We start from the raw sequence: 19,107 nt of genomic DNA on the forward strand, positions 1-19,107 counted from the left end.
GGCGCGCATCTCGGCGTCGGCGTCGCCCAGATACACCGCGAACCGCGGCGTCCAGCATCGGCCAATCGGCCCGGTCCGCCGTCGACAGGGCCGCGCAGGCACCGAGGAGACGCACGGCTGGAAGCTCGTCGCGCCGCATCCGCTCCACCACGTCGACCCACCGGTGGCCGTGGTCATCCCGCTGAAGCACGTGAAGCCACAACGCCTCGGCCAACGCCGTTCGCACCACCGGATCGGACGGCCCGAACAGCACCGGTATCGCCTCGTTCGCGCCCGCCGCCACCACGAACAACCAGGCGCCCGCGCGCCGCACCCGCTCGTCGGGGTCGGTGCGGGCACCGCCGCAGCCTCGGCGGCCGCCGGCCACGGATCCGACTGTGGACACAGGTCGGCAAGGAACCTCAGGACCGTCAGCCGGATGTCGGGACGGGGGTCGACGGCGCGGGCCAGCAGACGCCGTGTCACCTCGCCGTCGCGGTCCGCCTCGACCGCGGCGAACGCCCTCGGCCGAGCAGGGCCGTACCTGCCGACGTCACCCGCGCGGAGCGCGTCGTCCAACCACGCCAGATCAGCCGATCCACTCATCGGCGCTGGCCCGCTCATCGAACGGGGCGGAACCCGCCCTTCACACCGAACACGACCCAGATCATGAAGCACCGCGACAGCGTGTGCAACCGACTACGACGGTCCTTCCGACAGGTATGTCGACCTGCGCCTGCCGGAGCGCGATCGGCAGTGCCCGGTGCCGGCCACGCCGCGGTCGGGCGCGGGACCGCTACCGGCGGCCCTCACGTCGAGCTTCCCGATGACGGCGAGTGCGCAGGCCGGGCCTTCTGCGGATAGATCGTCTCGTGACGGGCCAGCATGGCGACGTACTCGCCGATCTTCCGCTCCCGGGTCTGCGCCCGTTTGACGGCGTTGACGCGGTGGATGAGGGCGAACCGGTTGGTTCTCGTGAGTACGTCGAACATGGCCTGGGCGGCGGGATTGGCGGCGATGGCGGCGGAGAGATCGGCCGGCACTTCGGCTTCCGACGGTGGGGCGTAGGCGGCCGCCCAACGACCGTCCGCCTTCGCGGCATCCACCGCGGCACGGCCTGCCGGTTGCATCCGCCCCTGCGCCTCCAGTCGGGCCACGTGGGCGACGTTGCGTTGTGACCAGGAACTGCGGGGCCTGCGAGGGGTGAACCGGATCCAGGAGGTCTCCTGGTCCCCTTTGCGGGCCTGCCCGTCGATCCAGCCGAAACACAGGGCCTCGTCGACCGCCTGTTGCCAGGTCAGGGTGGTGACCGTGCCGCCCTTCCTGGTCAGGGCGAGCCAGACGCCGGGCGACGCGGCGTGGTTGGCCGACAACCACGCGCGCAGCGCGTCGGCGTCCGGGACGATCAACTCTTCCAGCTCGGCGCTCCCCATGACGGCAGGCTACCGCTGCGCCGCCGCCGCAGCGTCTGCCTGTGGGGCGGTCCGGCTCGTCGGGCTGCTGGCGCGCATGCCGTTCGGCCTTCGATCATGACTCGGGAGCCGGGCAACCTGCGCGAGGAGAGCTTCGCGGCATGAGCGAGCGGCCTGCTCACGGAGTCGCTGAAGTCGGTGGCTGCGGCCCGACAGATTCGACCGGGCCAACAGTCGCTCGACCGCTTGTCGTCGATGCGTACGCTGCGGCCATGCCGACGTGGGACCGGGCTTACCAATCCGGCCAGGACGATCTCTACAACCTGCGCTACGTCGTCGCTGGCGGGATGTCCGTGGCCGGCCTCCTGCCCTTCTGCGGCCTCGCGGTGGGCGAGGTGCCGTGGACGGCAGCGCCGGCCGTCGGCGCCTTCGTGCTGATGTGGCAGGTTGTGCTGTGGCGCGTGACGCTGGTCGGCGTCTTCGTCAGCGATCACGGCATCAAGATTCGCCTGGTGCACCGTACGCGTGTCGTTCCCTGGTCGCAGGTGAGCCGCGCCTGGGCAGGCCGGGCCGCCAACTACGATGCCTGGCAGATCTGGGTCTCGACCCGAGATCCCGAGCGGGACCTCGAGACACCGATCTGGCGCGAGGGCTCCCCGCTGCACCGTAACCGGATTGTCCTCTCACCCGAGGAATTCGCAGCCGCCCTGGCTACCCTCAATCCACCTCGCTGATCACGCCAGTCCTGTGTGCGGGCGACGCGACGCCGAGGTCCAGACGGCGGGCAGCCTCCGGATTGCGCAGCGGCGCGCTCATCGGCACGACCGCGCGACGCGACACGTCGGCGGCGGGCGTGTGATCCGTGACGCCCGGTCGGCTGCGGGTGCGCGCGCTGCGAGGCTCAGCCGAGGCGCTCGGCCAGTGAGACGATGATCCCCTCGGGCCCCCGGACGTAGGCCATCCGCCAGGCACCCTCGTATTCGCCGACGCCACCGACGAGTCCGTAGCCCTCGCCGGCTGCCCAGTCGACAGCGGCCCGCAGGTCGTCGACCTCGAACGACACGTTGCGCAACCCCAGTTCGTTCGCCATGGCCGCCGGCGAGCCCGGCACCGACTTCGGCCGCACGAACCTCGCGAGCTCCAGGCGGGCGCCGTCCCCGGGCGACTTCAGCATGACGATCTCGGTGCGGGCGTCGGGAATGCCGCAGACCGTCTCCAGGAACTCGCCCTCGACGAACGCCCTGCCCTCGACCTCCAAGCCGAGCGCCACGAAGAAGTCGGTCACGGCATCGAGATCTGCGACCGTGATGCCGACGTGGTCGAAGCGCCGAACATGCGACATGAATTGTGCTCCCGTCGTATCGATCATGTATCTGCTGCCGCGGTGAGCGATCGGGATCTGACCCGCCACGCCCGCGACGGAGTCGGCCGCGAACGCGAGCATGCTGAGCGGGCCGGCTGAAGTTGGGACCGCCGATGCGTGGGCAACGACGGAATCCCTCGACAGCATCGCCGTTCGCGCTCACCGGCTTTGGGGAGAGGTGCCGACTCTACCAAGATGCGGCATCGCCGTGGATCCTCCCGGAACCACAGACGACGCATGCCCGTCTCGGCTGATCCGTCGTTTCGTGGGTGCCTGCCGTCCGCTGTCGACGGGCGCATGTCCGAAGGTCGCCGGCGCTGTGGCTGCGGGGAGGCGATCGGCGTGGGTACCGTCGTCGGGTGGCCTACGACGCCTTGGCCGAGAGCGTTCGGCTGATCGCCGACGGGCTGCCGGACCAACCGGTGCGGCTGAGCCGTCGCCGTCGGTTCGCGCCGGTCGCGGTCGACGTGGACGGTGACGTCGCCGCCGCGCGGTTCCTGCGCCGCGGCGCCGGCTGCTTCTGGGACGAGACCCACCTGCTGGTGCGCGACGACGACGGCGGCTGGCGGAGGCTGGGCGGCGGGGGGTCGTCGAGCGGCTACGAGGACCGCACCGCGGAGGCGTTCGAACGGGCCCGGGACGACCTCGCGCCGCACCAGGTCATGGTGAACGGCGGCGCCGCCGTCCTGCAGGGCCCCGACCGTCCACCGCCTTGGACCGGGCGCTGGGTACGCGCGGCGACGGTGCTTGTCGGCGCGGGGATCGCAGAGTTCACGGTCGGTGACCGCCGCCTGCCCATCCCGTACCACGGCCACCTGGTCGTGGTGTGGGGTTCCCGCCGGCCGCCCCCGGTGACCGCGCGCGACGCCACGGGCCGCACGGTCGTCACCGTAACCCTTCCGCACGATCGGTGAGCGAGAACCGTCACCCATATCCCATGGCCGGGATGATCTCGCCGAGTGCCTCCTCGACGAACTCGCGGGTGTCGTCGTCGAGCTGGTCGTCGCGATTCGTCAGCCTGTGCGACTGAAACGCTGAAGGGGTGGCGAAGTCGTCGACGTCGAGCCGTTCGAACAGGGCGCGGCGCTGCCCGGCCCAGTCGGCTGCGAGATCTTCCGCCCTCACCTCGATGTATCGCCTGCCTGCCAGGTCGAACGTGCTCTTCCAGGTGAGCCGTCGGTGGTAGACCGGCTTGAGGTAGGCGAGCACGCCGTCGACGGTGGGCGGTGCCCATGGCTGGGCGAGGTGGGATGCGAGCACGGAGAGCGGGTGACGCTTGATGTGCACGATCGTCGCTTCGGGGACCAGTTCCCAGAGGAACTCCATGCACAGCAGGTTGAACGGAGTCTTCTCGCACCAGGTCGGCTTGCCCGCGTCGGCGGCTGCTCCGCCGAACATGGTGTCTACCGGGCCCCGCAGGATTCCGAGCAGTTCACCCCGGTCGCTGAAATACCTGGGGAGTACCCGTCGGCGGCTCAGCGGCTCGAACGGCCCGCCGGCGTCCCCGAAGCCTTCGGCGGGGGCAGGTTCGTCGTACGCACACGCGATCAACTGCGGCCAGAGCTGACGCACCGCGTCCCGGTAGCGCCGCTCGCCGACCAGCTCGGGAACGGTCCTGCCGCGATCGTCGCGCCGGCCGGGCACTCGTACGGTCAGCAGGTCGCTCAGCCGGCGCAGGGCGTCCTCACCGACGGTGGGGTCGTATCGACAGGTGAGCGCGTCGGTGAGGTCCCGCAGACCGCCCGGGTCGACGAGAAACCTGGTCTCCATGGGAATCCGATGGATCAGCGGATGTTCGCCGATGATGTCGGCGATCCGTGACGTCCCCGAACGCCCCGTACCCGCAACGAAGATCGGTGAGGGGGAAGGCATGGCGAGCAGTCAAACTCTGGGCCCGACGCCGGTGCAAGCCGTTTGTCCCCGTCACCCGCCGCCGGGGCACCGGACCCGCACCGCCGCGGTCGGCAGCCGTCGAAGCGGCGGGCCGCCGACGAGACCGTCGCCGCTGCGGCCCGAGCGGGATTGTCCCAGCCCTGTGCTCTGATCGCGCCATGCATGTCGTCGTCACCGGCGCACTCGTTGCGAACGGCGCGGTCCTGCTGGTGCACCGCAGCCCGACCCGCCGGGCGTACCCGGATCTCTGGGATCTGCCCGGGGGACATGTCGAAGCGGGTGAGTCGGAGCTACAAGCCCTCGCGCGCGAGATGCGCGAGGAGCTCGGTGTGCACATCGCGGCGGAGTCCTCTTCACGGTTGGGCGACTTGCGTGTCGGCAGTGGTGAGGACGCCGTTCACGTGGGCGTCTGGCACGTTGGAGACTGGGTTGGCTCTCCGACCAACCGTGCACCTGACGAGCATGACGACATCGCATGGGTCGGGATCGGCGAGCTGGGCGACCTCCCTCTCGTGCATGGCGGCCTGGTGGCTCTGGTCGCTTCTCTGCCCGAGGCTGGCGGGCTACCTCGTCGCGACGCCTGGCCAGCGACACACCCATCCCAAGATTCAGGATGGCCGTCCTGCGATCCGAGATGATGGAACTATGCTCGACAGGCCCCGTCAGGGAGTCGTCCGGGAGGTTGGGCCGCCATGGTGAGTGCCGAGAACGCCTACACGCACGGGCACCACGAGTCGGTGTTGCGGTCGCACCGCTGGCGGACCGCGGAGAACTCGGCCGCCTACCTGCTGCCCCACCTCGCGTCGGGCGCGTCCCTGCTCGACGTCGGCTGCGGGCCGGGCACCATCACCACCGACCTCGCCGCCCGGGTGGCGCCCGGCCGTGTCACCGCCGTCGAGATGAGCGCCGAGGCGCTACGGCTCGCCCGGGCCGAGGCCGCCGCACGAGGCCAGGACAACATCGACTTCGCGGTCTCCGACGCGCACTCCCTCGACTTCGACGACGACACCTTCGACGTGGTCCACGCCCACCAGGTGCTCCAGCACGTGGCCGATCCGGTGCGGGCGCTGCGCGAGATGCGGCGGGTCTGCCGCCCCGGCGGCCTCGTCGCCGCCCGGGACAGCGACTACGCCGCGTTCACCTGGTTCCCGAACCTCCCCGTGCTGGACGAATGGCTTGCCCTCTACCGACGCGCCGCCCGCGCCAACCGCGGCGAGCCGGACGCCGGACGTCGCCTGCTCTCCTGGGCCCGCGCCGCCGGTTTCGACGACGTCACCGCCACCGCGAGCACCTGGTGCTTCGCCACCCCCGAGGACCGTCATTGGTGGGGCGGGATGTGGGCGGAGCGGATCCTGCGCTCAGACCTGGCCCGGCAGTTGGTGATCTCGGACATGGCGACCGAGGAGGATCTGCGCCGCATCTCGCTGGGCTGGCGGGAGTGGGCCGCAGCCGACGACGGCTGGCTCGTCATTCTGCACGGGGAGATCCTCTGCCGCACCTGATGCAGCAGGAAGGGTGCCGGCAGCCAACAGGATCAACTCCCGCCACCGTCCGAGACGGTGAGCCCTCGTCGTCGAAAAGGATTGACAGGTCCGAGGCGGCTGCGGCAGCCTTGCAGCCGACCCACGCGATCGGCGTGGGCACTCTGCATGAGGGAATGACGCCTGTGATCCGGGTAGGCCCAGCGGCCGCCTGAGCGTGACCGCGCGACGAATGGTCGTCGCGTGGCTTGAGCACGGTCGAGCGGTCCAACGCTTCTTCCGCCCGCCGCAACTTCCCCATGCATCGAGGTCACGTAGCTCATGGATTTCCGCATCCAGCAGTCCGTCGTCGCCAACCTGTCCAACCGGCCCGCCCCGGTAGAGGTGGGACCGTTCGTCATCGGAATCGATCCGACGACGACCAGTCCCTACATCAACTACGCGACGCCGCGTCCCGGTGCCGCCATCACCGCGCGCGACGTCGCTGCCCTGGTCGCCGCCTTCCGCGCGGTCGATCGCAAGCCCCGCCTGGAGTACGTCACCGGTTGCGCCCCCGACCTGGAGGCGCTTCTGACCGCCGCCGGCTTCACCGTGGAAGCCCGGCACACCTATCTGCTCTGTGTGCCCGGCACATCGAAGTGGCTGCCCACGCACGAAGGCCTCCACCTTCGCGAACCGGGCACCGATTCCGAACGCGCCGCGCTGATCAGCGCGCAGAACGAGGCCTTCGGCCAAGATCCGGCGGCCTCGGAGGCTGACGTGGCTCGGCTCCGACACCAGCAGGACGCCGGCGGCGTGGCCGTCATGGCCGTCACCGACGACGGCGCCTGTGCGGGAGGGGGCGGAGCAACCCCGCCCGTTGGCGCGGTAAGCGAGGTCGCCGGCATCGCCGTTCGCACGCCCTACCGCCGCCGGGGACTGGCGGGGGCGATCACCGCTGAGACGACCCGGCGGCTGTTCGCCACCGGCGCGGAGGTCGCCTGGCTGGAGGCCTCCGGTGAGGAGTCGTGGCGGATCTACGAGCGCGCCGGCTACCGACCTGCCGGTCAACGGCTCTACATCGCCCTGAACTGACGTCCGACACAGGGCCCGGGCCCGGGTCCACCGACCCGACCCGGGCCCGGGCCACCTCCGCGGCGTGTCCAGCCGTGGTCTACCGCTGCCAGAGGCCGTGGTCGTTGCCGCCCAGGACGTAGATGGCGAAGGTGCCGCGCCCGGGAATCTCCAGGGGCTCCACGGCTATCTCGCCGCCGGCCTTTGCCACCGCGGCGACGGCCGCCTTGATGTCATCCACCAGCCAGTAGGGGCGCACCACCGGCTCCTCGGTGTCACGCAACGGGGCCCGTACCCCCACCAGCCCGCCTCCCGGCATGGCGGCCGTGCGTGCGTTGCCGAGCCCGGCGTCCGGCTCGCCGAACTCCACTCCATTGGCGGCCGCGTAGGCGGCACACACCACGTCGACTTCCCTGGTCACGATCTCGAGGTAGTAGACCTGCATGGCTGTCCGACCTCCGGTAGGTCACTGTGCAGGGTGGATCTTCCGCATCCCGCCACTATATGGCCGCGTCCCTGTCCCACGCCCCCTGACCGTGCGCGGGGGCGGCGAGAACGGTTCGCCCCGGTTGCCTCAACTGGACTGTTCCGGCGGCCCGGCCGTCCCGCCCGACGTCTCGTCGTCCCCGGGCGCCGATCTCGTGCCGGGCGCCCGACCGCCGGTCGTGTCCCAGGTGAGGGTCAGCTTCAGGCTCGCCTTTCCGGCGGCTTCGGCCAGCACACTGGTCAGCTTGCCCGTCTTCAGCGACAGCTCCAGGCCGAATTCGAGGCTCACCTGATCGGGCAGCACGCTCTCGGCCGCCGCTGCGACGCTCTGGGCGACTCCCTCGATGGTGTCGCGGAGGTCCTCGGCGGACAACGATCGCAGGGCGTCGGCCGCGCCGACGTCGGCCGGGCCGTCGGTGACCTGCGCCCAGATCTGCTGGCCGCTGGGCAGCTGTACCTTGACCAATCTCGACATGAGACCTCTTTCTGTGGTGACCAGGCGCGGACAGGGTCTTGAGGGCCGCCGGGTGCGGGGCTTCCGCCCGGAGTTCGTTCAGTCCGGCCGACGAACCCTGCTGATTCGTACGCGAAGCTCGTCGGCTGCCGAGGCCGAACAGTCGCCCACGTCGACACCGAGGGGAAGTGCCGCGGGCAGCCCGAACTCTTGCCACATCTGCACGAACTCGGCCGTCTCCTCCGGCCGGAACGGCTTGCCGGTGGGCACGACCCGCAGCACGCCGTACCCGCCGAGTTCGGTCACGAGGTTCCGGTCGACGTCGGTCAGCAGGTCGGGTGGGCCGCCGGTGTCCGATCCGCTGCGCAGGGACAGCTGCATCCAGCCGTCGTCCTGTCCCACGAGGCTCTCGGGGTGCATGGCCGCGTACGCCTCTCCCCTGGCCACGGTGACGAGCTGCGACAGTGACGACGCCGCCGCCGACCACGAACCGAACCGGAACGTCTCCGAGGTGCCCGCCGCCAGCGGGTTGTAGCCGAAACCACCGAACATGTCGACCTTCATCATGCCCACCGGCGCCCCGAGGGCACGGGCCAGCCGGGCCAGGTCGGCGACGCGGCGGGCACGCCGGTCGGGAAGCTCGGATTCCTCGCGGGTCCGGATCGAACCGCTGAACAGCAGGAAGTAGACCTCTTCGAAGCCCGCCTCGGCCAGCAGCGCCGGCACCAGGGCGGCGACGTGCGAGTGGGACACCACGTACGGCACCCCGTGGACCACTCCGTCGCCCTCGCCGGCGTTGTACAGCCGACATTCCCACAGGGGCGACTCCCACCCGACCAGCTGGTCGGGCCCGGCGGCGGCCAAGCCGGCGTACCAGGCGACCTGGTCGCGCAGCGCGTCCCGGCGGACCTCGTCCAGGACCGGCTGCGGGTATTCGACGAAGCGGTCCCGGGTGAGGTTCAGGGCGCAGGCTCCGGCGTGGTCGGCAATGCTGACGACGGGTTGTTTCAACTGGGAGACCGGCTGCATCAGGTTGCGGTCGAAGTTGCGGTGTGGCGCGGCCACCCGGATGCCGTTGACGTAGATGCGGCCGCGGTAGGACTCCTCCGACGGGGTCCAGAAGACCTCCCCGTAACCGGTGACCTCGAGGCGACGCCAGACCAGGTCGTCGCTCGGGTCCAACGGCGGGCCGCTGGAGGCGAGAGCGGTCGCCGCGCCCTCGCGCACCACGGTCCGGGTGGCGGGCGGGTCCAGGAAGTGGTACCAGTCCCACCCGCCCGGCTCCCGCAGCAGCCGGTCGTACCGCGCGGGGGTCAGCTGCACCCGCACGGTGGTGCCGACCGGGGCGGCGCACCGGTACAGCTCGACGAGCTCGGTGTCCTCCCGCATCACGAAGTGCACCGCCTCCTCGGCTGCCACGTGTCGCGTGATCACCTGGATCTCGGCACCCAGCAGGAACCCGGCGAGCACCCCGACGCCGAACCGACCGATGCGCAGCGGCGCGCCCGGCCGGCCGCCGGCACGCAGCCGGGCGTCCTCGGCCGGGTCGTAGGAGCCGCCCACGCTGAGGAAGTGCTCACGGACGACGTCCGTGGTCATTCCCACTCCGTCGTCGCGCACCTCCAGCCAGTGCGTCCAGTGTGCTGGCGCCGCCGGCGTCGAACCCGGCGCGGGCGGGACCGGCCCGCGCGCCCCGCTGCCGTCGCTGACGGCGATCCGCACCTCGCCGGAGGACGCCTCCGCGGTTCCCGGCTCCGCCAGCCCTCGCCGCGCCCACACCGCGTCGAGCGCGTTCTGGAGCAGTTCCCGGACGCCGACCTCGGGACGGTCGCCGTAGAGCGGGCGAACCAGCAGCGGCAGGACGTTTGCGACGTTGAGGGTGATCTGCCCCGGTGTCGATTCGAAGTCGAACCGGTGGCTGCGCACGTAGTGCGCCGGGTCGTCGACGCTGCTGCGGATCCGGGGGTGTCGCAGGCGCAGACCCGCCTCCCGGCCGGCGACGTGGTACTGGGCCAACGTCGCCGTGCCGTGGTCGACGACCTCCCGCAGCCTGTCGATCTCGCCGAGCATGGTCTGCACCGTCGACGGGCTGTCCGGGGTCACCACCAGCCGCAGCGTCTCGCCGTCGATCTCGCTTTCCGGTTGCACGTCGACCACCAGTTGCTGCAGGCGCCGAAGCCGATGGTCCGGTGTGTTCGGCGAGGACACCGGCGTCAGATCGCCGTCCGGTCCTGCGTCGAGCAACCGCCGGGCGGTCAGTGCCGTGCGCAGCAGCACGCCGACGTAGAGCGGGCGGGTGCCGGCCACGGCGCGTACGCCTTCGAAGCGTTCGACGCAGCGGGCGACGAGGACCCGCAACGGCTCGGCCAGGGTCGTGACGACCAGCCCGGCCAGCGCGTCGCACCCGGCGAACGGTTCGGCACCGTTCGACGCGGCGCCGAGACGCCCCTGCCCGGTGGCGTCGCCGGACCCGCCGGCCGGGTGCCGGAAGGCGGCTGCGGCCACCTCGGACAGTTCCGTCTCCAGGAACAGCGAGACGGCTGCCTGCTCGGCGGGGCCGAGGTCGCTTGTGAGCCGGCCCAGCGCCCGAGGATCGGGAAGGTTGCCGCCGGGCAGGCCGCTGACCCGTTCCCAGGTGCGTGCGGTCAGTCGGCGGGTGCGGTCGACGTGCCGGTACCACAGCCGCCGCAGCACGGCGTCCGCCGCCACCAGCCGCGCCAGGTCGACGGCCGGCATCGCCTCGCAGGATGCCACGTGCGCCCCCGCCCTGGTCAGCAGCGCCGCGTCGCGGCCGCCCAACGTCCCCAGAGCCTCGGGCGCGGCGTGGGCGACGGCGAGAGCGAGCAGCCGGTGCAGCCGGTCCCGGAACTGTCGGCCGCCGTCGGCTCCCAGCCGGTCCTGGTACGCCGCGATCAGCGCCACGCAGGCCTGCCGCAGTGCCGGGGTGGGCCCCAGCAGGGCTTCCAGTCCCGGGGGCAGGGCGTGCGGGCCGGCGGGCGCCGGATCGACACCAACCGCTTCGGTGAACGCCGCCGCCCATGCCCGGTCCCTCTCGTGGAAGCCCGCCGAGGTGACCAGCAGCTCCGGTTCGTACGCCCGCAGTGCGCGGACCGGAACCGCCCAGCCGCCGTACGGATGCTCGTTGTCCCTGGTGGTCTTGACGATTCCGCAGACTCGGCCGGTGCGCAGGTTCAGCAGGGGCGCGCCGCTCATCCCGGCGCTGGCATGGGCGCCGGCGCCCAGCTTCAGCAGCATCCCGTCGTCGGTGGGGTGCAGCCCGTCGAACGTGTATGTCGCCGGCTCCGCGCCGGAGCGCCCGCCCAGGGTCGAGCTGAAGCCCACGGCGTGCAGCCGGTCGTCGAGCAGGGGCAGCCCTTCGTCGAGGACGACGATGCCGTGCCCGCACGTCTCGTCGACCGTGACGACTGCCAGGTCCGGGTACGGGTACATCCCTATCCCGCCGGTCGGCGGGTGGACGCCGGCGACGACACCCGCGACGGTGCGGGTGCCCAGATCGACCTCGACGGAACCGCCGGAGGCGCCCGCGACGGCGTGGGCGCACGTCAGGATCGTGCCCGGCGCCACGAAGAAGCCCGTCCCGCCGCTGGCCCCCGGGGCGCCGAGGCGGACCAGGCACCGGCCCAGCAGTTCGTCGACGTGGCCGCCCGCCACCGGACCGCTCATCAGCCGTGGCACCGACCTTTCCTGCGCGGAGACGCCCGCTCGATGGATGCATACGATCACCTGCCTGTCCCGCACGCGGCAAGGGGTGGCGGGCAAGGCGCTGAAAGATGACAGCGGAGCCGCAAGACGCCGCGGAACCGGGTCCGGGCCGGTGATCGGCGGGCCGGGGTGCCCTATGCTCCCCGCTGCGCAGCTTCCGGGGTGGTGGCGGCGGCCGCCTGAGCGCGGCGGGTGAGCAGGCCCAGCGTCAGCGTGCTGACGATCATCAGGCCGCCCGCCAGCAGGAACGGGGTGCCGAGGCTCAGCCAGTGCGCGACGGCACCGCCGGCGAGGGCGCCCAACGGCAGGGCGCCGAAGCCGATCAGGCGGTAGGCGCTGGTGACCCGGCCCATCAGGGCGTCCGGGGTGATGCTCTGCCGCAAGGAGCGACCGACCACCGAGAACGACACCCCGGAGAAGCCCGCCAGGAACTGGAAGACCGCGATCAGCCAGACCGACGTGGTGAACGCGATGCCGAGGGTGACCACGCCGGCGACAAGGCTGGCGGCGATCATCGTGCCGAGGCGGCCGAGAACCCTGATGGTCCACGGTGAGGCGGCGGCGCCGGCCAGGCCACCGACTCCGGCGCCGGTCAGCAGCCACCCGTACGTGCTGTCGCTCAGTCGCAGTTCCTGCACGACGTAGAGGACGAGGGTCGCGCTCGCCGCGGCGACGCTCAGGTTCATGGCCGCTGCCCACAGGGCCTGGGAACGCAGCGAGGGGTGGTGGATCAGGTAGAGGAAGCCTTCCCGTGCCTCGGCCGTGAGCGACCGGCGGGGCCTGGGCGGCGGGGCCTCACGTGGCGGCAGCCGCAGCCGCGTCAGCAACCCCCAACTGCCACCCATCGCGGCGGCGATCACCGCGAACGGGGCCGCCGGGCTGAGCGAGAACAACAGGCCACCCGCGGCCGGGCCGGCGAAGTCCTCGCCGATCGACTGCGAGGCGGTGAGCCCGGCGTTCAACCGTTCGAGCCCGGCGTCCTGCACGAGCACCGGAGTCAGCGACTGCACCGCGGTGTCGGCCGCCAACTCGGCCGCCCCCAGCAGGAAGGCCGCCGCCAGCAGCAGGGGCAGCGAAGCCTGACCGGCCAGGACCGCCACGACGAGCACCAGCACGACGGCGACGCGGGAGAGCTGCATGTACCGCAGCAGGCGGACGCGGTCGAACCGGTCGACCGCGGCACCGACGTGGAAGCCGAACAGCAGGTGCGCGGTGGACAGCGCGGCCGAGACCGCGCCCACGCTGACCGGATTGGTCGTCACGTGCACGGCGAGCAGCGGGAAGGCGGCGTAGCGGATGCCGTCACCGAGGCTGGCGGAGGCGCCGGCGGCGAGCAGCGTCGTCGCTGGGCTCCGCCTCATGCCGTGGACCACACCGGCGACGGCGCGTACCCGCTGAAGGGGTTGATGTTGATGGTCCCGGTCGCGTTGACGGCGTAGCGGCGCAGCACCGCCACCGCCTCACCGTCCACGATGAACACCCCGTTCACCGACGGCGCTCGCGTGACCGTGGCCTCGCCGGACGCGTCGACGAAAGCCACCGGCAGCGGGTCCGGGTCGAAGACCTGCTGGACGATGTACGGGTGATCGCCGGTTCCGCCGCGCACGCCTGCGGCGACCGCCTCGGCCCATGCCCGCGGGGACACCTCGCGCCCCACCGTGATGCCCTTGCCGGCGTGCCCGCGTACCGGTTTGAGGATGAGCCGCTCGCGGTTGCGGTCGACCCACGGCAGCAGGTCGATCTCGTGGCCCTCGATCGTGGTCTGTCGCGGCTCCAGCACGCGGGTCCACGGGACGTGCGCGGCCAGCCGCTTGCGCAGGTCGGCGCCGAGTCGATCCACCACGGTCTCGTCGGAGAGCACCGCCAGCGCCGCCTTGGACGCCAGCACCTCGGCGCGGTAGCCGGTGTACAGGCCGACCCGGCCCGCGTCGGCCAGCGCGAACAGCTGCTTGAGCACGGTGAACTCGTCCTGGTCGGTGGGGTCGGGCGACTCGAAGTACCGGTAGATGACCTGAACCGGGTGGCCATCGAGACGCACGCCGTCGTCGCCGAGCTCGAGATCCTCGACGGCGCAGTGGGCCGCCTCGACCCCGTGGCGCCGCAGCTCCCGGGCGAACAGCTCGTACTGCCAGTCGAGCGGGCCGGCCTGCTGCTCGTGCCGCCAGTAGCAGATGGCCACCATGCCGTCGGGTCGGCCGAAGCTGCGCTCGAGGCTGCCCAGCAGGCCGCGCATCGCCACCGTCGGATGGGCGGGTGCCTGCGGCGAGGGTTGCCGGAACGCGGACTGGGTGCGCGCGATGATGTCGTGCAGGCCGAACAGGCCGGCCGGGGAATCCCCGTTGATCTCGACGACGACGGTCCGTCCGGCTGAGGTGATCACGTCGGGGCGGGCGACCGTCGACCAGTTCTGGTGTGTCTGGTGCGTGAGGAACTGCAGCTCGGGTGGGGTCGCCCGGCACAGCGCGGCCATCTGCAGCACGTCGCCGTCGCAGACGTCGCGCAGCACCGCGTCCAGCCCTTCGAAGACCGCCTGGCAGGCTGCCTCCAGCCGGCGCACCTGCTCGGGCGACTCGACCGGCGGTTGGTAGACTAGGCGTTCCCGCGCGTACGGCGAGGACAGCTCGCGCAGTTCCGCGGTGGCAACGCGGAACTGGTCGGGGGTGGGCTGGACGAAGTACATGCTCATGACCCCTCCGTGAACTTGCGGATCAGCGCGTGTGCGGTGTCCGGGGCGTCCCAGATCACCTGGTGGCTCGCGCCAGGCACGACGTGCAGTTCGCCGGAGCGGCCCGGCAGGCTCGCCACGATCTCGTCGGCGACGGCGTACGGGATCAGCGGGTCGAACTCGCCGACCAGCACCATCACCCGGCACGTCGCGGCGGCCAGGTCGGGCCGCAGGTCGAGCTCCGGCAACTGCGGGATGAAGGCGGCGTTGACCTCGGGGGTGCCGATCCGGTTGCGGACCGCCCGCTGGTACGCCCCGTCGGGCTCGCGTCGGATCGCGAGCGGCCCGCAGACCTCGGCCCACTCGCGTTCGGCGTCGGGCGAGTTGTCGGTCAGCGACCGGCGCATCACCTCCGCCGCGCGGGCGCCACCGAGCACCCGGTGGCGTTCCACGATCTCGTCGTGGCTCGCCTGCCGGGCGCCGGTGCCGACCAGGATCGCGCCGGCGAGCAGGTCGGGGTGGCGACCCATGAACCGCTGGACGACGAATCCGCCGAACGACGTGCCGAGCAGGTAGGGCCGTTCCAGGCCGAGCGTGTCCACCAGCGCCGCCAGGTCGTCGGCCCACGTGTCGAGCGTCCAGTCGGACGGCTCGCCCCGGTCGCTGCGGCCGTGGCCGCGCAGGTCGGGGATGATCACCTGGGCGTACTCGGCGGCGGGGAGCATCGTCAGGCGCAGCATGCCACCGTCGATGCCGGGACCGCCGTGCACCGCGATGATCTCGGGCCGTCGGACGCCGTCGCGCCAGTCGTCACCGATCGTCGTGACGTGCAGGCGTACGTTCCCGGCGCGGACTCTCACCGTGTGGTGTTCCTTTCTGGTGCAGCGGCACGGCCGACGCGCAGGGCGAGGCCGCGGGGGTGGAGGGTGGAGTTCGTGTCGGTCGTGACGGGCCCCGAGTCGTCCACGAGACGGTAGTGCCGGAACACCCGGACGGCCTCGACGAGCTGCGCCTTGGCCAGGTGGGTGCCGACGCACCAGCGCGGGCCGCCGCCGAACGGCAGGTAGGCGCCGGCCGGCGGGCGGCCGTCGCGCCAGCGTGCGGGGCGGAACTCCGTCGGGTCCGCCCAGTGGCGTTCGTCGCGGTGGATCGCGTAGGGGCAGATCATCAGTGCCGCGTGCGCCGGGAACCGCCACGGACCGCTGGCTGTCTCGGCGTGGGTGGCCCGGTGGATCAGCCAGGTCGGCGGCCACATCCGCAGCACCTCGTCGACGACATGGGCGGGCTCGTCGGTCGGCTGGTGCACCGCCATCGCCCGCAGCGTCCACACGTTCGCCGCCGCCGGGACCAGTCGAGCCGCGATGGCGGCGGAGACCAGGATGCGGACCAGCGGTTCGCGGGGCACTCCGGCGTCCCGCAGCGCCGCGACCAGACCGGCCGGTGGCGGCCTGTCGACCAACGCGGCCAGCCCCGTCTCCAGCCGATGCTGGGCGCGGGCGGCACGGCGGCGGCGTCCGGTCAGCCGGTCGAGAAACCAGGGCAGCTCGTACGACGAGCGCACGATCGGATTGAGCGCGTCCAGTAGTCCGGCCACGGCCGTGGCGAGCCCGGCGCGCTCGTCGGGCGACACCGACGGGCCGGTGCACAGCCGCAGGAAGGCGTCGGTGCTGAGCCGCATCAGTGGTCGCAGCGGGTCGGCGGTGCGGCCCTGCCCCGCCCAGGTGTCGAGCAGCGTCGTCAGCGAGGCCGAGTACCAGCGCAGGTGCTCGGCGACCAGGTCGCCGGAGAGCGCGGACAGCATCGCCCGGCGCGCCGACATCCAGCTTTCCAGCGCGTCCTCGCCGCGGCGGCTGTCGGTGGGACGCCACGCGCGGTCGCGGTCCATCAGGAAGTCGCGGTTGGTCCGCCGCAGCACGTCGTGCGCGACCTCGCCGTCGGCGACGAGCACCGTGCCGGGGCTCAGCTCCACCACAGGGCCGTAGCGGCGGACGGCGCGCATCACGAAGCCGAGCCGGTCCCGGTCGTACTCCTCGATCAGGTCGGCCCGCGACAGGTTCGCCTGGACCGGCGGCGTCAGCGTCGCCAACGTCTCCTCCGGTTGTCCGGTGGTGGCCGGTGACCGCCACGGCGATCACCGGCCACCGTTCATCGGGCTCAGTGCCAGGGGTACGCGCCCGCGAGGGCCTTGCGCGCGAAACGCGCCTTGATCCGCCGGATCATGTCAACACCTCCCCACCTCTGTTCGCCGAACCTCCGGCACGGCACAGCGCCGTGCCCGCCTCGGTGGTGCGCCGGGGACCCGACCGTGGTCAGGTCGGCGCCACCAGGTCTGCCGGGACGTCGCGCAGGTCGCGCAGCCCCATCTGCCGGGCGACGTCGAGCAGTTCCGCCCGCAGGAGATCGAGCACGTGCAGCACGCCTTCCTCGCCGTCGAGGACCAGACCCCAGACGTACGGGCGTCCGACGCACACCGCCGTGGCGCCTGCCGCCAGTGCCTTGACGACGTCGCCGCCGGTACGGATGCCGCCGTCCATGAGGACCGGCAGCCGGCCGTCCACCGCGGCCACGACGGCGGGCAGCGCGTCGATCGCGGCGATGGAGTCGTTGAGCTGCCGCCCGCCGTGGTTGGACACGATCAGGCCGGCCACTCCGCGGTCCGCGAGCGCGGCGGCGTCGGCGGGGTGCAGCACCCCCTTGACGACGACCGGCAGTCGCGTCTCGGCGCGGATGACGTCGAGCAGTTCCCAGGTCAGCGGCCAGCGCGGCAGCCGGGTGTCGGGGGGCACCTCGCCGTCGGAGAAGCCGCTCTCGCGGTGGATTCCGAACTCGACCTCGGGTGGTGTCGCGAACCCGGACCGCAGCATGGCGAGGCGCCGCGAAGGATGACTGTTGTCGATCGTGACCACCAACGCCTGCGCGTCGCACGATTCGGCGAGCCGGATCGTGCGGGCGACGTCGGCTCGGCTGCCGTAGCAGTACAGCTGGAACCAGAACGGCCCCTGCTTGGCGATCTCGGTCAAGCTGTGGTGACTGTCGTTGCTGACGATGGGCAGCACGCCGGCGCGTCGCGCGGCCCGCGACACCGGCAGCTCCGCCTCCGGGTGGAAGAGCCGCAACGGGCTGGTCGGCGCGAGCAGCAGGGGCATCGTGGCGGTGAAGCCCAGCACGTCGACGCTCAGGTCCGGGTCGGCCGTGCCACCGAGGGGTCGCGGCCGCAGCCGGTGCCGACGTAGCGCCGCCTCGTTCTCCCGGACGCAGTCGTCGCGGCCGGCGCCGCCGGCGAGGTATGACCACCGGGCGTCGTCCAGGGCGAACCGGCAGGCCCGCTGGACGTCGTCGAGATCGAGCATCCGTGCGGTGATCATGCGGTCCTCGTCTCGGCCAGCCGACGGACGGCCCCGTTGCCCGGTGGCGGGCCGTAACGGCTCATCAGGCGCGTGATATCGCGGAGCACATAGGTGCGCAGCAACCAGCGGTCGCGTCCGTCGTAATGCGCTTCGAACGCGTCGCGGCCGTGCAGGCATCGACTGTTGGAAAAGGCCAGTAAGCTGCCGGGGGCGAGCCGGACGCGGTGTGCGACACGTTCGGCGGCGGCGCGGAATTCGGTTATCGCGGCCTTGTCCGACGGGTCGTCGCCGGCGATGGAACTGTGCCACCGAATGGTGGGCCAGCCGGGCGTCCCACCGATCGGGCGAATGCCGTCCACCGCTTCTTCGCCGACGGAGAAACTGTCGGGTGCGGCGATTGTGAAACGCGGCTCGCGCAGTCTGCGTACCGTTTCCGGCGAGCATTCGCGGACGGCGTCAGCGATCCGGACCAGGCGGGTGGCGGGCCGCGGCTGCGGGCTTCGCACGCCGTAGAGCAACACGAAGTCGGGGCGGATCTCGTGGAACGCCACCTCGGTGTGCAGCTGGAGATCCACCTCGGACGACGCGTTGGACTGGGTGGCGGCCCCGTCCGGCCGGGGGCGCACGTCGTGGACGAGATTGCCGCCCTTCTCGGCGCGATAGCCGTACTCGTGGCCGAGCTGCCTGGTCACCATGCCCAGCCACGTCCAGCCCAGCAGCGGCTGCGGGGTGGCCTCCGCGCCACCGTCGATGCCGTCGCGCCCGTCGTGGCTGCCGTCGGGCTGCTGGTGGTCGTCGAGCGGGTCGGCGGGCAGGCCGTGCACGACGACGGCGTCGTGGCCGCCCTCGCGCAGCCCGGCCAGCGCGTCACGGACCCGCTCGGGCAGGATCGAACCGCTCAGCTCGGCCAGGCGGAAATGTGCGCCGGTCTCCCGATAATCGACCTGGCCAGGAGCGCGGCCAATGACGTGATCCGATACCAGCCGGGCCATTTCGCCGGCCTCCACCGACGAGATGTGGACCGCGGCAATTCCCTCCGCGTCTGCGCCTATGTGCGAAGCTGCACTGCTTTCACTCACGCGCGCTACTCCCCTTGCCCGAGTGCCAAACTGCCAGGGAGCGGTGCAAACGGACAATCCGCAGGCCACAGCGAAGTGCGACTCGCGAAGGCAGGCGTTGCAGAATCCCCGTTAAGCCCCGTTGCGGACCCAATCCTAGGCAGGCGACTGCGGGGGTCGCAACCCGCGAATG

At 71.8% G+C, this 19,107-nt stretch carries 17 protein-coding genes; 5 read left to right on the plus strand and 12 right to left on the minus strand.

Translation table 11 applies throughout. The features are described from left to right. Window positions 1-788: 788 nt before the first annotated feature. Window positions 789-1,412: a YdeI/OmpD-associated family protein gene (locus tag GA0070606_RS01855; protein WP_091094759.1), complete on the minus strand. Its 624-nt coding sequence runs from the start codon at window positions 1,410-1,412 to the stop codon at window positions 789-791. Window positions 1,413-1,663: 251 nt separating this feature from the next. On the opposite strand from GA0070606_RS01855, the gene GA0070606_RS01860 reads away from it, so the two are divergent. Next, window positions 1,664-2,125: a hypothetical protein gene (locus GA0070606_RS01860; RefSeq protein WP_091094760.1), complete on the plus strand. Its 462-nt coding sequence runs from the start codon at window positions 1,664-1,666 to the stop codon at window positions 2,123-2,125. 167 nt (window positions 2,126-2,292) lie between these two features. Here the strand turns inward: GA0070606_RS01860 and GA0070606_RS01865 are convergent, their stop codons facing one another. Continuing rightward, window positions 2,293-2,835 (minus strand): VOC family protein, encoded by a 543-nt coding sequence (locus GA0070606_RS01865; RefSeq protein ID WP_218105935.1) that lies wholly within the window; start codon window positions 2,833-2,835, stop codon window positions 2,293-2,295. Between the two features lie 278 nt (window positions 2,836-3,113). Between GA0070606_RS01865 and GA0070606_RS01870 the strand changes: the two genes are divergently transcribed. Further along, window positions 3,114-3,668 (plus strand): hypothetical protein, encoded by a 555-nt coding sequence (locus GA0070606_RS01870; RefSeq protein WP_091094761.1) that lies wholly within the window; start codon window positions 3,114-3,116, stop codon window positions 3,666-3,668. Between the two features lie 10 nt (window positions 3,669-3,678). Here GA0070606_RS01870 and GA0070606_RS01875 read toward each other — a convergent pair whose 3' ends face one another. After that, a complete protein-coding gene (locus GA0070606_RS01875; protein ID WP_245724536.1) occupies window positions 3,679-4,524 on the minus strand; it encodes a sulfotransferase family protein in 846 nt (281 codons plus the stop codon). A 281-nt stretch (window positions 4,525-4,805) separates the two neighbouring features. On the opposite strand from GA0070606_RS01875, the gene GA0070606_RS01880 reads away from it, so the two are divergent. From GA0070606_RS01880 to GA0070606_RS01890, 3 genes are all read left to right on the plus strand, one after another. Beyond that, window positions 4,806-5,285 (plus strand): NUDIX domain-containing protein, encoded by a 480-nt coding sequence (locus tag GA0070606_RS01880; protein ID WP_091094763.1) that lies wholly within the window; start codon window positions 4,806-4,808, stop codon window positions 5,283-5,285. A gap of 54 nt (window positions 5,286-5,339) precedes the next feature. After that, window positions 5,340-6,149 carry a methyltransferase domain-containing protein gene (locus tag GA0070606_RS01885; protein WP_091094764.1) on the plus strand — a complete coding sequence of 270 codons (810 nt, stop codon included), beginning with the start codon at window positions 5,340-5,342 and terminating at the stop codon, window positions 6,147-6,149. A gap of 300 nt (window positions 6,150-6,449) precedes the next feature. Beyond that, window positions 6,450-7,202, plus strand: coding sequence for a GNAT family N-acetyltransferase (locus tag GA0070606_RS01890; protein WP_091094765.1), 753 nt, complete (start codon window positions 6,450-6,452; stop codon window positions 7,200-7,202). Window positions 7,203-7,281: 79 nt separating this feature from the next. Here GA0070606_RS01890 and GA0070606_RS01895 read toward each other — a convergent pair whose 3' ends face one another. The 9 genes from GA0070606_RS01895 to GA0070606_RS01935 form a co-directional block, all read right to left on the minus strand. After that, complete coding sequence (locus tag GA0070606_RS01895; RefSeq protein ID WP_091094766.1) at window positions 7,282-7,626, minus strand: VOC family protein; 345 nt, start codon at window positions 7,624-7,626, stop codon at window positions 7,282-7,284. A gap of 129 nt (window positions 7,627-7,755) precedes the next feature. Then, window positions 7,756-8,142: a CU044_2847 family protein gene (locus GA0070606_RS01900; protein WP_141721507.1), complete on the minus strand. Its 387-nt coding sequence runs from the start codon at window positions 8,140-8,142 to the stop codon at window positions 7,756-7,758. A 78-nt stretch (window positions 8,143-8,220) separates the two neighbouring features. Beyond that, entirely contained in the window at window positions 8,221-11,805 is a 3,585-nt protein-coding gene (locus tag GA0070606_RS01905) for a trypsin-like peptidase domain-containing protein (RefSeq protein ID WP_091094768.1), read from the minus strand. Between the two features lie 173 nt (window positions 11,806-11,978). Continuing rightward, window positions 11,979-13,205 (minus strand): MFS transporter, encoded by a 1,227-nt coding sequence (locus tag GA0070606_RS01910; RefSeq protein WP_141721511.1) that lies wholly within the window; start codon window positions 13,203-13,205, stop codon window positions 11,979-11,981. Then, the gene (locus tag GA0070606_RS01915; RefSeq protein ID WP_141721513.1) at window positions 13,202-14,530 is read right to left on the minus strand and encodes an ATP-grasp domain-containing protein; all 1,329 of its coding nucleotides are present in this window, start codon (window positions 14,528-14,530) and stop codon (window positions 13,202-13,204) included. The genes GA0070606_RS01910 and GA0070606_RS01915 overlap by 4 nt, the downstream gene beginning before the upstream one ends. Continuing rightward, window positions 14,527-15,369 carry an alpha/beta fold hydrolase gene (locus tag GA0070606_RS01920; protein WP_091094771.1) on the minus strand — a complete coding sequence of 281 codons (843 nt, stop codon included), beginning with the start codon at window positions 15,367-15,369 and terminating at the stop codon, window positions 14,527-14,529. The genes GA0070606_RS01915 and GA0070606_RS01920 overlap by 4 nt, the downstream gene beginning before the upstream one ends. Continuing rightward, a complete protein-coding gene (locus GA0070606_RS01925) occupies window positions 15,366-16,595 on the minus strand; it encodes a cytochrome P450 (RefSeq protein WP_091094772.1) in 1,230 nt (409 codons plus the stop codon). The genes GA0070606_RS01920 and GA0070606_RS01925 overlap by 4 nt, the downstream gene beginning before the upstream one ends. Window positions 16,596-16,818: 223 nt before the next feature. Further along, window positions 16,819-17,874: an alpha-hydroxy acid oxidase gene (locus GA0070606_RS01930; RefSeq protein ID WP_176737192.1), complete on the minus strand. Its 1,056-nt coding sequence runs from the start codon at window positions 17,872-17,874 to the stop codon at window positions 16,819-16,821. After that, window positions 17,871-18,935, minus strand: a complete 1,065-nt coding sequence (locus tag GA0070606_RS01935) for a TauD/TfdA family dioxygenase (RefSeq protein WP_141721515.1) — start codon at window positions 18,933-18,935, stop codon at window positions 17,871-17,873. Before GA0070606_RS01935 ends, GA0070606_RS01930 begins: the two co-directional genes overlap by 4 nt. Between the last annotated feature and the right edge of the window lie 172 nt (window positions 18,936-19,107).

The sequence above is a fragment of the Micromonospora citrea genome (assembly GCF_900090315.1).
In the GTDB taxonomy this organism is placed as follows: domain Bacteria; phylum Actinomycetota; class Actinomycetes; order Mycobacteriales; family Micromonosporaceae; genus Micromonospora; species Micromonospora citrea.